The sequence below is a fragment of the Bifidobacterium sp. genome (genome assembly GCF_022640935.1).
GTDB lineage: Bacteria > Actinomycetota > Actinomycetes > Actinomycetales > Bifidobacteriaceae > Bifidobacterium.
In genome coordinates, this window is sequence record NZ_JALCCV010000010.1 from 1 (window position 1) to 13,886 (window position 13,886).

Here is a 13,886-nt window from a genome sequence, read left to right on the forward strand (position 1 = left end):
AGTAATTCTCCCGGCTGTCAGCCAACAGCCTGACCGCCCGTTCTTTGAACTCCTTGGTATATCTCGTACTCATAATTCCATCATTCCCTACCTAGGGGAAATCAGGAACAAAACCCAGTCCATATCACTATAATATAGCGAGCGATATGGTGCTACCAATGAAATGAATGAGTAGACACGCCTCGATATACGGGAAGAACTTGATATCCAATTAACAGCATCGAAACCGAGAATACAAGGCAGTATCCCTCCGTGAAAATCAGAGAGAGAATTAGACACAGACTCACGAGGAAGTTCATGCAGTGAAAAGTTTTCTTGGTGTCGTGCTCTTTCACCATGTTTTGCGCGGATGCAGCAATCATCAGCAGCGCATATACGCCTATAATGATTTTCAGTACTACCATAAGGCGTTTCTTCCTCATCGATTGTTGTCCGCAACATTTGAACTCCCAGCCGTGCTACGCCAATGCAACTAAACGGCAGCGCCGGGAAATGACCAACCACTCATTCCCGACGCCGCCGTTTAGTACCAATCAGCACAAGGCAACATCACGCCTTCTCCACACTCACTCCCAGCTCCTGCACCGCGTCATCCGGCACCACGTCCAGACTCGTGGCGAGCGTCTCGGCAGCGATTAGTTCGCGGAACTGTTCGACTTTTGGCGCGTCGGCAACTGGCACGGTCAGGCGCAGCGCGATGCGGTCGGAGATGTCGAGACCGGCGTCCTTGCGGGCGTCTTGGACAGCTCGAATGGCGTCGCGGGCGTAGCCTTCGGCGAGCAGGTCAGCGTTTAGCGCGGTGTCGAGAATCACGAAGCCGCCGGTCGGCAGCGTGGACGATACAGCGCCGGCCGCGACGCCGGCCGCGGCATCACTTTCCTCAACCTGGTTGATGAGCTCGTACTCTCCCTCGACCAGCGCCAAGTCACCAGACGGTGTCTGGACGACCGGCGAACCGGTGGCAGAGTCCACATGCCATGCGCCGGACTTGGAGGCCTTGATGGCGAACTGCACTTGCCTGCCAAGCCTCGGACCGGCTGCGCGGGCGTTGACCTTCAGGTCATTGATGACTTTCAGGCCGTGCTTGGGTGCGTCCTCGATGGTAGAGAACTCAATATCCTTGACGTTGAGTTCAGACTTAAGCAGCTCCTCGTAGCCGGCAGCGCCAGTCGGGTCATCGACCAGAACAGTCAAGCGCCCCAGCGGCTGGCGCACGCGGATCTGCTCCGCCTTGCGCAGGGAGAGCGTGGCGGAAACGATCTCGCGGACCTTCTCCATCGCGGCGACCAGCTGCTGATCGGCAACAAGTACCTTGCCCAGCTCGGTATCCTCACCGGACTGTGCGTCCTTGACGAACGGCCAATCCATCAGGTGCACCGATTCGCCGCCGGTCAGCCCGCGCCACACGGCTTCGGCTTCCATCGGTGCGAGCGGTGCGAGCACGCGCATGAAGGTTTCCAGCACGGTGTAGAGCGTGTTGAACGCGTCCGGATCCTCGTTCCAGAATCGGTCGCGCGTGTTGCGGATGTACCAGTTCGTCAGTACGTCGATGAAGTCCGAGGCCGCGGCATAGGCGTCGGAGATCGCGAAATCGTCCAGCGCCTTTTGCGCACACTCGACCAGCATGCGCGTGCGGGCGAGCAGATAGCGGTCCATCGCCGGCAGGCCGGCCACTTCGTCAGGGCGCAGCAGCCGCGCGTCGAAGCCCGCCCCATGGTTGGCGGCGTTCGCATACAGGGTGAAGAAGTAGTACGAGCTCCAGATCGGCAGCATGGCCTGACGCACGGTGTTGCGGATGCCATCGGCGGTGACGATGAGATTGCCGCCGCGCAGGATCGGCGAGCTCATGAGGAACCAGCGCATCGCGTCGGAGCCGTAGTCGTTGAACACGCCGTTCACATCCGGATAATTATGCAGGTGCTTGCTCATCTTCTGGCCGTCGCTGCCGAGCACGATGCCATGGCAGATCACGTTCTCAAACGCCGAACTGTCGAACAGGCCCGTGGCCATCACATGCAGCAGGTAGAACCAGCCTCGTGTCTGGCCGATGTATTCCACAATATAATCGGCCGGGAAGTGCTGCTCGAAATACTCTTTGTTCTCGAAGGGGTAATGGAACTGCGCGAACGACATCGAGCCGGACTCGAACCAGCAGTCCAACACGTCACTGATCCGGTGCATATGCGACTTGCCCGTAGGATCATCGGGGTTGACGCGCACCAGCTCGTCGATGAAGGGCCGGTGCATGTTGATCTTGCCGTCGCGCCCGCGCGGATAGTCGCCGAAATCGCGTTTGAGCTCCTCGAGCGAGCCATACACATCGACGCGTGGATGCTTCGGATCGTCAGAGACCCACACCGGGATGGGCGAGCCCCAGAAACGGTTGCGGCTGATCGACCAGTCGCGCGCGTTCGACAGCCATTTGCCGAACTGGCCGTCCTTGACGTTCTCGGGGATCCAGTTGATCTCCTGGTTGTGCGCCAGCAGGCGGTCCTTGAACTTCGTGACCGAGACGAACCACGAGGAGACCGGCTTGTAGATCAGCGGCGTGCCGCAGCGCCAGCAGTGCGGGTAGGAGTGCACGTAGCTCTTCTCCTGGAAGAGCAGTGCGCGATGCTCGGCCGGAATCTGCGCGAGTGAGCCGTCGCCGGCGCGCAGATTGCGCAGGATCGGCAGGTTGGCGTCGAATACGTACAGCCCTTCGTAATCCGGGCAGGCGTTGGTGAACTTGCATCCTGCGTCGAGCACGTCGGTCGATACGATGCCATATCTGGTCAGCGTGTTCATATCATCTTCGCCATAAGGCGCCTGATGCACCAGGCCGGTGCCCTCGACAGTATCGACGTAGTCCGCCAACAGGATCTGATAGGCGTTCGGCCCGGGCACACCGCCCTCGGCCGTGGCCTTGTCGTCCGCAAAGTACGGAAACACCGGCCAGTAGCGCCAGCCGACCATCTCGCTGCCCTTGAGCTCGCGCACGACCTCGTAGTCCTCCCCCAGCTCCTTGGCATACGAGCCGAGCAACGGCTTGCCGAGGTAGAACTTCTTGCCCGCGAACTTGCCAGTCGTTGGTTTGACCTCAACATAATCGATGTCAGCGCCCACGACGATGGCGAAGTTGGTCGGCACAGTCCACGGCGTAGTCGTCCAGAAGACCGCGTAGGCGTCCTCTTCGTCGCGCAGCTTGACCGCGACCGAAACGGTAGTGTCCTGACGGTCCTGATAGACGTCGGCATCCATGCGCAGCTCGTGCGCGGACAGCGGCGTCTCATCTTTGGGGCAGTACGGCAGCACGCGGTAACCCTGATATGCCAAGCCCTTCTCGTAGAGCTGCTTGAAAGCCCACATCACCGATTCCATGTACGGGATGTCGAGCGTCTTGTACCCGTGCTCGAAATCGACCCAACGCGCCTGGCGATGCACGTAATCCTGCCATTCGCCGGTGTACTTGAGCACTGACGCACGGCAGGCGTCATTGAACTTCTCGATGCCCATCTGCTCGATCTGGTCGACCGACTCGATGCCCAGCTCCTTTTGCGCCTCGAGCTCCGCAGGCAGGCCGTGCGTGTCCCAGCCGAAGACGCGGTTGACGCGGCGCCCCTTCATGGTCTGATAGCGCGGGATCACATCCTTGGCATACCCGGTGAGCAGGTGGCCGTAGTGTGGCAGGCCGTTGGCGAAAGGCGGGCCGTCGAAGAAGACGAACTCGTTCTGGCTGTGGTCGCCGGAGGGGTTGCGTTCGACGGACTTGTTGAAAGTATCGTCCTTATCCCAGTAATCGAGCACCGACACTTCGAGATCCGGGAAGCTCGGGTTCGGCGCGACATGCGCGCTCTGCTCGCCGGCAGCGGCCTTGGGATACACATGCTGAGATTCGGCATTCGAATTGGTGGTTTCACTCACCGCAGTTCTCCTCGTTTGGCAGGTTCGTCATACACAACCCACGAGGACGACAACGGCACCGAAGCCGCCGGAACGTGCTGTTTCAATCGGCATGTCCGGCCTGTCGGCAACCGCAACCGCGGTACCACCTCGCTTGCCGTATGTTCATCTCGCCATATTCCCACGAGACCCGCGCACGGCCGCTCGATCCGGCTATGTCGGGCCGGACCCGTCGGTTCTACTGGATTGCGACCCTCCTGCCGCCCTGATTCAATAGCGGTCAAAGCAGACCGGACGACTGCAATCGTTCTTCCGAAGACTCCCCGCTGATAACGGATCAACGCCATACTGCTTGGCATACTAGCACTGATCTGAGGACAGTTCGGCATCTTGTTCGCCAGCCGCCGCAATCGCGCGCAGGAGCATTACTCCATGTCGAGCGGAACCGGCTGATTCGGCGCGGGCAACGCGTGGCTCAGTGCGTCGAACTCTTGGTCGGCAAGCGGATTGCCCAGCACATCCGCGTTTTCCAGCGTATGCTCCGAGCTGCCGCTGCGCGGAATCGCGATGATATTCGGCTGATGCAACACAAAAGCCAGCAGCACCTGCATCGGAGTGAAACCGTGTTCCCGCGCGACCTGCCGCACTGTCCGATCGCTGACCAGACCGCGTCGCAGGCTCCCCGCCTGGGCAAGCGAGCAATATGCCATCACCGGAATATGCCGTTCGGCGAGCCACGGCATCAGATCCACCTCGATGCCGCGCGAACCTAAATGGTAGAGCACTTGGTCCACGCAGCAGTTCGAGCCGCCGTCAAGCGACAGCAGCTCCTGCATATCTGTCAGATTGAAGTTCGAAACGCCCCAACGACGAATCAGGCCTTCGTTCACGGCCTCCTGCATGCAGGCCACGGTTTCGGCCAGCGGGACGGAACCACGCCAGTGCAGCAGATACATGTCGAGGTAATCCGTGCCGAGCCTGTCGAGGCTCGCTTCCAAACTCTCGCGCAGATGAGTGCGGCCGGCATTGTATGGGTACACCTTGGAAACCAGATAGAGTTCTTTGCGCGAGTAGCCCGAGATGGCTTTGCCAACCAATCGCTCAGCCTCGCCCTCACCGTACATCTCCGCGGTGTCGATGAGCTGTACGCCCGCGTCCAGACCGGCGCGAAGCGCCTGGATCTCCGCATCCTGCGGACGCCGGCCCTCCCCCAGATACCATGTACCCATGCCGAGCCGGGGCATCATGCTGCCGTCGGGCAATTCGACTTGAAGATCTCTCGTGACATTCATATCGTTCTCTTTCTGTCGAAAACGTTCATGCAGAGGTGCTCGCTCGCATAATCCACAATATCTTTCTGCTGCTGGACGGCGTTTACAAAGTTGTGCCGTGCAGCGTATTTTCCTGTCGCACGCACCTATCTGCGTTGTGTGCGGCGTTATTCCATTCTTGCGGAGGCCTATCTGCGTTATGTGCGGCGCCATTTCACGGAGAGACGAGTATCAGACGGCCATGAAGCGCCATTTTCAGACGACGACACCCATGATGCCACAGATTTTACGCCCCATGCAACGCCGATAACCGGTGGTTAAACAATTCCCATGAGATTGCAGCGACCCCTGTAGGCCGAAAGAGGTTGAAACAGGCGTTTCACCGTCCGATGAAACGCTTCATGATCTGGACGACGTTGCCATATGAGGCTTGCGCACCGAGTCCGGTCGCCGCGTAGGCGGAGACGTAGGAGGCGAGTTGGGCGGCGTCGCGCAGCGCGAAGCCAGAGGCGAGACCAGCCAGCACGGTACCCATGAATGCGTCGCCGCAGCCGGTGGTGTCCACCGGGGTGACCTTCACTGGCGCGATAGGAGTCACATCAGTCGCATCCAAAACCACCGAACCATCGCCGCCCAACGTTACGATCGTCTGTTCGAATCCGAGCTCTCGCAGCTGATCCAATGCCTGATCCCAGTCGAAAGCGCTCCAATCATCGTTTTCCGGTTCGACGACATCAAGCATCTGCGCCATCTCGTGCTCGTTGACAAGCAGGATATCGCAAAATTCAATCAGCTCTTGCGGCAACGTGGGCATGAATGGCGAGTTGTTGATCAGCACCTTCACACCGGCCTCGTGGCAAATTCTGGCGGAGGCCGTCACCGTCTCGATGGGGCTTTCCAGGCACAGCCCCAGCACGCCGGAAGAGACCAGCTTCTCCCGCATCGATTCAATGTACTTCGCGCTGACCTGTGCGTTCGATCCGGGCGAATACACGATAGTGTTCTCGCCATGGGCATCGACCGTGATCACCGTGGTGCCGCTGGGGCCTTCGACGCGCAGCACATTCGCCGTGTCAACGCCGGCATCGCCGAGCTTGCCCAGCAGGAAGTCGGCGTTCGCGTCTTCGCCGACCGCGCCGAACAGCCACGTATCGGCGCCGATACGCGCAGCTGCAGCCGCCTGATTGCCGGATTTGCCACCGGGGAGAATCCGCAGCGGGTCACCGGTGACGGTCTCCCCAGGTCTGGGCAAACGCTCGGTGGTGACCGTGTAGTCGGCGTTCATCGAACCGACGACGGAGACGGTGCCGTGGATGCGGCTTAGCGCAGCAAGAACCGGATTGTTCGTTGTCGTGTTAGTCTCGTCACTCATTGCAGCATCAGTCGTTGCGGTAGTCATTGCGTTTCCTTTCCCCGAATATCCAATCAAGACGTTTGGCGTATGCTCGCCCCGTCAGGCTTGGCTCGAACAGCAACAGCGATGTCCGTACAAGCCTGGATCTGCGATATTGCCTGTTGCAAGATTAGCGCCTTTACCAATGCTGCACGCCGACGTTCCCGCCGAATATAATGCCGTTTTACGTCACAAAACGAGGGGAAACGTCACGCAACTGTCAGCCGGCGGCCTGCGCCAGCGCCGCAATCCGGGTCATGAACTCATTCAGGAAGCGCCTCACATCGACGCCAATCGCCACCTTCGTCGTCTTGACCGGGTCGTTCAGCCGATCGTTGTCGCCGATGGTGCGCCCGCGCGTAGGGCCTTCGACGTCGACCTTCATGTTGATCGGCAGCGTGGTCACCAGCGTCGGATCCACCGCTACGCCCACTGCCAGCGGATCGTGCAGGCCGCAGCCGCCCAGATGCGGGGCAGTGGTCTCATACGCTTTGATGTAATAGTCGGTCATATCGGCGAGGAATGCGCCTGCCGTGGTTCCCAAATCGCGCCAACGCTGCGTTTCCCTGTAGGTCAGCAAGGTTTGCAGTGTCACATCAAGGCCGATCATTGTGGCAGGAGTGCCAGAGCGGAACAGGTAGTCCGCGGCCTCCGGATCCTGGGAGATATTGGCCTCAGTCCAGGCATTCACATTGCCAGGCACGGTGAGCGCGCCGCCCATGAGCACGATGCCGCCGAGCCGATCGGCAGTCTCCGGCGCCTTGCGCAGCGCCGCCGCAATATTGGTCATCGGACCGGTCGGCACGTAGATGAGTTCCTTGCCATAGGTTTTGGCCGCATCGATGATGAAATCGATGGCCGGCTCGCTCTCCGGCTCACGATTCGAATCCGGTATAGTCACCTCCCCGATGCCGTTCTCGCCGTGGATAAACGCGGAAGCCTCGCCCACCGCGAAGGAATCGGCGGCGCTGGCATGCGGCAAACCCTTGTACACCTTAATTTCCGGATGGCCAAGCAAATCGGTAACGGCCAGAGAATTGCGCACGCCTTGGTCGAGCAGTACGTTGCCATAGGTGCCGGTGATGCCGATCAGCTCGACTTCCGGGCTGCCAAGCGCGTACGAGATCGCGAGTGCATCGTCCACGCCGGTGTCCAGATCCAAAATCAGCTTTTTCATGTACACATCTTTCGTTATCGAGGAAATGCCTGCTATTCCAATTCCACAGCACCGGTATACAACTGGTAATACTCCCCTCGCTTCGCTATCAGCTCCTCGTGCGAGCCGCGCTCGATGATGCGGCCGTGGTCGAGTACCATGATGACATCGGAATTGCGCACGGTGGAGAGCCGGTGCGCGATCACGAACACGGTGCGGCCTTTCATGAGCGCATCCATGCCGGCCTGCACCACTTCCTCGGTGCGGGTGTCGATGGAGGATGTCGCCTCGTCAAGAATCATGGCCGGCGGGTCGGCTGCGGCGGCGCGCGCGATGGAGATCAGCTGACGTTGACCTTGGGACAGGCCTGACCCGTCGCCTTCGAGCACTGTCTGATAACCGTTGGGCAGCATGCGGATGAAGCCGTCGGCGTTGGTGAGCTTCGCGGCTGCGATGCACTCCTCGTCGCTCGCATCGAGACGGCCGTAGCGGATGTTGTCCATCACCGTGCCAGTGAACAGGTTCACGTCCTGCAGCACGATGCCGAGCGAACGCCGCAAGTCAGGCTTTTGGATATTCCTCACATCTATGCCGTCATACAGGATCTGCCCTTGCTGGATGTCATAGAAACGGTTGATCAGATTCGTGACGGTCGTTTTGCCGGCGCCGGTCGCCCCGACCAGCGCGATCTTCTGACCGGGCTCGGCGAACCATGTGATGTCGTGGAGCACCGGCTTGTCCGGGTCGTAGCCGAAGGTCACGTCAGTGAAGCGCACATCGCCGCGCAGCAGGGTATAGCGCCCGTCCCGCGAAGTGACAGCGTTTTCCTTGGCCTTGAGCGCCACCTCGCGGGCCGAGCCCTGAAGTTTCTCCGCAGCCGCCAGCGAGCGCGTTCCGTCGTCTCCTGCCTCACGTTTCCACGCCCATTTGCCGGTTTCGTGATCGACCTCGGTGAGCGTGTGGCCGTCTTCGCCGACTTCGACGTTGACCAGCTGCACGGAGCCGCTGTCGCTTTCGACCGGCTCGTCCAGCAGCGCGAAGATGCGCGAGGCGCCGGCAGACGCCATCATGACCATGTTGAACTGCATCGAAACCTGGCCGATCGGGTTGATGAACGCCCTCGAGAGCGTGAGCACGGAGATGATGGTGCCGAGCGTGAACGCGCTCGCGCCAGTGAGCCCCAGATTCGGCCAGCCGGCGATGGCGGTGATGCCGCCGACGATCGCCAGCAGCACGTAAAGCAGATAGCCCATGTTGCCGATGATCGGCATGAGGATGTTGCCGTATGTATTGGCGGCCGCCGCCGCATCGAACAGTTCGTCGTTCTTCTTGTTGAAGGTGTCGGCGGTGGAATGCTCGTGGTTGAACACCTTGATGACTTTCAGGCCGTTCACGGATTCTTCGACGAAGCCATTGACCCCACCCAGCGAGCGCTGCTGGCGCACGAAATACAACCCGCTGCGGCCGACCAGCATACGGACCACCGCAATGAGCAGCACGGTGAACAGGATGGTGAATACGGTGAAAGGCACGGAAAGCCACAGCATGGCGATCAAAGCTGCCAAAGCCGAGACGCCAGAGGCGAACATCTGCGGGAAGGATTGCGAAATCGCCTGCCGCAGGGTATCGGTGTCGTTGGTATAGCGGCTCATGACGTCGCCATGCTCATGGGTGTCGAAGAAGCGGATGGGCAGCTGCTGCTGGTGCGCGAACATCTGGTCGCGGATCGTTTTGAGCGTGCCCTGCTCGACTTTGACGATCAACCAGTTCCACAGCCAGGTGCTGAGCGTGCCGATGGCGTAGAGGACGGCCATCAATGTCAGCGCGCGGATCAGCGGCCCCCAATCGGGGCTGGGTTCGCCGACCAGAGGCAGGATATACGAGTCGATCAGCGACTGCAGGAACAGCGCGGACCCTGCTTGGGCCGCAGAGCCGGCAAAGATGCACACGACGATGGCGATGACGCGCCAACGATACTGGAGAATATAGCCGAAAATGCGTTTGATGATTCCCCAGTTCGCACGGCGTGGAGCGAGCTTACGCTCCTTGAATGAAGTGGATTCGCTCATCGCGCGCCTCCTTCCTCAGCGGTTGATTGGCCGATGGTTGATTGGCCGGTAGCTGCCTGCCTAGCTATGCCCCCAGCGTCTGCTTCACCGCTGCCTGTTTCCTCAGCACCCACTTCCTCAGTGTCCACTTCCTCAGCACCCACTTCCTCAGTGGAGGAACGTCCGATAGTCGCCTGTTTGATGATCGGCACCTCAAGCTCCGGCACATGAATGGCCGGCTGCCCAATGGCAGTCTCCCGGCCCGCCGCCTCGACCGCCTCAGCAGGCCCGGCCGCCCGGTTCTTGGTCTGCGACTCGTAGATGGAGCGGTATTCCTCGCAACTTTCAAGCAATTCCTCGTGCGTGCCCGTAGCGAGGATCTCGCCTTCTTCAAGGACCACGATCAGGTCGGATTCCTGCACGGATGCCACGCGCTGGGCGATGACGATCGTCGTGGTGTCAGGGATTTCGCTATGCATGGCCGCGCGGATCAGCCGATCCGTCTTGGTGTCCACTGCACTGGTGGAATCGTCGAGAATCAGGATCTTCGGATGCTTGAGCAACGCCCTGGCGATGCACAGCCGCTGCCGCTGCCCGCCGGAGACGTTCGAGCCGCCCTGCTCGATGTATGTGTCGTACTTGTCCGGGAATTCGTTGATGAACCCATCCGCCTGCGCGAGCTGACAGGCGTGAACCAGCTCTTCGTCAGTGGCATCGGGATTGCCCCAGCGCAAATTCTGGGCGATGGTCCCGCTGAACAGCACGTTCTTCTGCAAGACCATGGCCACCTGGTCGCGCAAGGCTTCCAGCGAATATTCGCGCACATCGCGCCCGCCGACCTTCAGCGAGCCACCAGTCACATCGTAGAGTCTGGGAACCAGCTGCACAAGGCTGGACTTCGACGAGCCTGTGCCACCCACGATGCCGACTGTCTGGCCAGAGGCGATCGCGAGGTTGATATCGTTCAGCACCGGTCTCTCGCCGGTTTCGGAATACCGGAACATCACATGGTCGAAGTCGATCGAGCCGTCGGCGACGGCGTCCACCGGCCGCTGCGGGTCGCGCACCGTGCTTTCTTCATTGATGACTTCGCCGATGCGCTCCGCCGACGCCTGTGAGATGATGATCATCACGAACACCATCGTGAGCATCATGATCGACATGAGAATCTGCATCGCATAGGTCACCAGCGCGGTGAGATCGCCCGTCGTCAGACCCAGCGCAGCATTGTTTCCAGAGGCCGCGATCTGCTGCGCGCCGATCCACGAGATAAGGATCATGAGCACGTACATGCACAGCTGCATGGCGGGCATGCTGAAGCTCAGAATCTTGTCTGCGAGGCTGAAGTCCTTGAAAATCAGTTGCGAGATCCTGCCGAACTTGCCGACTTCGTAGCTTTCGCGGTTGTAGGACTTGACCACGCGGATGCCCTGGATGTTCTCGTCGACCACATTGTTCAGCCGGTCGTAGGTGTGGAACACCCGCTCGAAGATCGGATGGACGACCAGTACCAAGCCGATGGCCACCGCCGCGAGAACCGGTATGGTGGCGAGGAACACCAGAGAGACTTGCGTGTTGATGCGGAAGGTGAAAATCCAAGAGATGATGATCATCACGGGGGCGCGCACGCCCAGCCGCACCACCATCTGATAGGCGTTCTGCAGATTCGTCACGTCGGTGGTGAGCCGAGTGATGATCGAACCGGTCGAGAAGCGGTCGATATTGCTGAAGCTGAAGGACTGCACCTTTGCGAACAGATCCGACCGGATGTTCTTCGCAAAACCAGCGGAGGCGATGGCCGCGTACTTGCCGGACATATACCCCGAGAACAGCGAGACCGCGGAACACGCCAGCAGGATCAGCCCGAACCGCCAGATGGCGGGCATGGAACCGGCCGTGATGCCTTCGTCGATGAGCAACGCCATCAAGGTCGGGATGAGAATCTCAAGCGTGCCTTCGACGACTACGAACAGGGGCCCGAGCAGGCTGGGCCTGCGATATTCGCGCAAACTGCCCAGCAACGTACGGATCAAATGCCGCTGGTGCGCCGGTTCCTGGGTTTGCTGCGCTTCCTCCGCCGTCACTGCTCGTGCCACCTGATTGTCTCCTTGCCTTTTTGGATCGATGATGGGAAGCATCGACCGCGCACACGCCTGAGACTGGGATGACCTGCCTGTGAGCAATCCGGTTCAGCCGGGATCACGGGGAGAATTGGGCCGCAGTCGAAGCGATATTCAACTGTGAATATCATGCTCCGACAGATGGATAATTGCCTCGGGGTTCCTCCCCGAGCATGAGTGTCGGCAATCGTCGATTGGGCATGCTAAACGCCGCCATATCGCCTATTTTCGGCGATATCGAGCAATCGTGACCGAGTCGGGCCTTACGCTTGGAACACGTCGGGATGCTTTGGGTCGCCAGGTTCGTCCGCCAGCAGACCTTCAAGGCCGAGAAACTCCTGCCAGAAGGCCAAGGGCTGGCCATACGGCGTGCTGTGCGCGCCATGGGCCTGCAGATCCGTTTTCGTCTCGATCACATCAAATTCGTTGATGCCCCCGAAGTACGATTCGAGTCGCTCCCGGTTCGCGCGGTCGTAGAACAGCGAGCCGACGATCTCCGTCAATCGCTCGGCACGGTCGATGGGCAACGAATCCCAATGCCGTAGCTCGATGAAATTCTTGAGCCGTACATCGTTGAAATGCGTGGAGAGCACATGGTTGATTTCATATGCATTGAGCTCCCGGTCGGGGTATATCTCGCCGGCGTTGTCGCGGAAGGCAACGCGGTGTTTCTGCGGGTCTGGCAGGCTGCTGGCCTCAGGGGTATGAGTAAGGTCGGCGAACATCAGCGGCGTAGAAAGCACGTCCACTGCATAGTCCTCCCAGCCGAATCGCGAATCGTAGAGACCGGGGATGATGCCAGTGCGCTGAGGATCCTGCGTATCCCACATGAGCTGACGCAACAGCGGATAGGGATTCGTCTGCCCTTCGAAATACGGCGTGTTGCGGAAGAACCATGCCATGATCGGCCCGATGGCCGTGCCGATGCGCAGCTTCTCGATGGCATCGTATTCATTGTGATAGTCGATGCTGACCTGGGTGGAGGCCGAGCATCGCATCATGCATGGGCCGAACTTGCCGACACGGCCCAAGTATTCGGTCATCGCAGCATATCGGCTTTTTGGGTTCAGCGGCACATCGGCATAACTGGTTTTGGGCTGATAGCCGTAATTGATCAGGCGAATGCCCAGATCGTCGAGAATTGGATTGATCTGTTTGCGGAACGTGCCATATTCGCCAACCAGCTCCTCAGGCCGGTGCAGCACGCCGATCGAACATTCGAGCTGGCCTCCCGGTTCCAATGAGATGCCAATGCCCTTGCGTCCCAAGCCCACCAGCCGGCCATTCTCCCAGTGCTCTTCATCGGCGTCATAATAGGGTCGCAAACGATCCAGCAGCGTTTCGATGCCGTTGGGCTCGTAGTAATTCACGGCTTCGTCGCTGCCGTTGTGCACCGGCAGATGCTCGATCTCGACGCCATAGCCGTTCTCGCGCTCCGATTTGGCTCCGTGTTCGAAGAATCGCACCAAACTCGCCACATGCCTAGGGTTGACCGTGGTGATCAGATGTGCGTAGCTGATGCGTGGTGTATTCATGAGCGCTATCGTATCCGCCCCGGCTGGAAGACGCAGACTTCACGCTATACGAAAAATCGATAGCGAAGCCAGGTGCTAGGCGTTGACTTCATTATGACGATTGTGACGGCGGATTTCAGTGGCGAGTACGGCGACGACGGTGCCAGCCGAGAACGCGCCCGCTGCGGCGAAGATCGCATCGTGGAAGTAGCCGAAGGACAGCGATGAACGCAGGTCAGAAAAATGCTCGTGATGCTCGCGCGGAATACAGCCACCTGCCGGCGACGACAATCAGTCCTGCCACGGCGATGACGATGACGATGACGATGAGACCGGGGATATCATGGCTTTCCTCCGCCGTCAAGGAAGGCGCAATCGCCGCAATCACGGGCATACCAGTTATCTCGTCACGGACACCACGAAGGCAAGCGGCATCGCAAATCGTCGAACATGTCACCGCGCGCCCCCGAGATATTAGGGCCAATGGAAACCCGGCTCTTCG

The 13,886-nt window shown here is 59.7% G+C and carries 8 protein-coding genes; all 8 read right to left on the reverse strand.

The features are described 5' to 3' along the window. Positions 1-549: 549 nt before the first annotated feature. The 8 genes from ileS to LKG04_RS03990 all read right to left on the reverse strand — a co-directional run bounded on the left by ileS (position 550) and on the right by LKG04_RS03990 (position 13,778). Positions 550-3,903 (reverse strand): mupirocin-resistant isoleucine--tRNA ligase, encoded by a 3,354-nt coding sequence (ileS, locus tag LKG04_RS03955; protein ID WP_291759400.1) that lies wholly within the window; start codon positions 3,901-3,903, stop codon positions 550-552. 404 nt (positions 3,904-4,307) lie between these two features. After that, entirely contained in the window at positions 4,308-5,174 is an 867-nt protein-coding gene (locus LKG04_RS03960; RefSeq protein WP_291759402.1) for an aldo/keto reductase, read from the reverse strand. Positions 5,175-5,532: 358 nt separating this feature from the next. Further along, complete coding sequence (locus LKG04_RS03965) at positions 5,533-6,525, reverse strand: ribokinase (protein WP_291759879.1); 993 nt, start codon at positions 6,523-6,525, stop codon at positions 5,533-5,535. Between the two features lie 241 nt (positions 6,526-6,766). Next, a complete protein-coding gene (locus LKG04_RS03970) occupies positions 6,767-7,723 on the reverse strand; it encodes a nucleoside hydrolase (RefSeq protein WP_291759404.1) in 957 nt (318 codons plus the stop codon). Between the two features lie 32 nt (positions 7,724-7,755). After that, positions 7,756-9,771, reverse strand: a complete 2,016-nt coding sequence (locus LKG04_RS03975; protein WP_291759406.1) for an ABC transporter ATP-binding protein — start codon at positions 9,769-9,771, stop codon at positions 7,756-7,758. Then, positions 9,768-11,846, reverse strand: coding sequence for an ABC transporter ATP-binding protein (locus LKG04_RS03980; RefSeq protein WP_291759409.1), 2,079 nt, complete (start codon positions 11,844-11,846; stop codon positions 9,768-9,770). Before LKG04_RS03980 ends, LKG04_RS03975 begins: the two co-directional genes overlap by 4 nt. 287 nt (positions 11,847-12,133) lie before the next feature. Beyond that, entirely contained in the window at positions 12,134-13,405 is a 1,272-nt protein-coding gene (locus LKG04_RS03985; RefSeq protein WP_291759411.1) for a glutamate-cysteine ligase family protein, read from the reverse strand. Positions 13,406-13,619: 214 nt separating this feature from the next. Continuing rightward, entirely contained in the window at positions 13,620-13,778 is a 159-nt protein-coding gene (locus tag LKG04_RS03990) for a hypothetical protein (protein WP_291759414.1), read from the reverse strand. Positions 13,779-13,886: the final 108 nt, after the last annotated feature.

Coding starts and splice junctions, on each gene's coding strand:
- LKG04_RS03970 (WP_291759404.1), bottom strand. CDS start 7,723: ATGAAAAAGCTGATTTTGGATCTGGACACCGGCGTGGACGATGCACTC.
- LKG04_RS03960 (WP_291759402.1), bottom strand. CDS start 5,174: ATGAATGTCACGAGAGATCTTCAAGTCGAATTGCCCGACGGCAGCATG.
- LKG04_RS03985 (WP_291759411.1), bottom strand. CDS start 13,405: ATGAATACACCACGCATCAGCTACGCACATCTGATCACCACGGTCAAC.
- LKG04_RS03965 (WP_291759879.1), bottom strand. CDS start 6,525: ATGAGTGACGAGACTAACACGACAACGAACAATCCGGTTCTTGCTGCG.
- LKG04_RS03990 (WP_291759414.1), bottom strand. CDS start 13,778: ATGCCCGTGATTGCGGCGATTGCGCCTTCCTTGACGGCGGAGGAAAGC.
- LKG04_RS03975 (WP_291759406.1), bottom strand. CDS start 9,771: ATGAGCGAATCCACTTCATTCAAGGAGCGTAAGCTCGCTCCACGCCGT.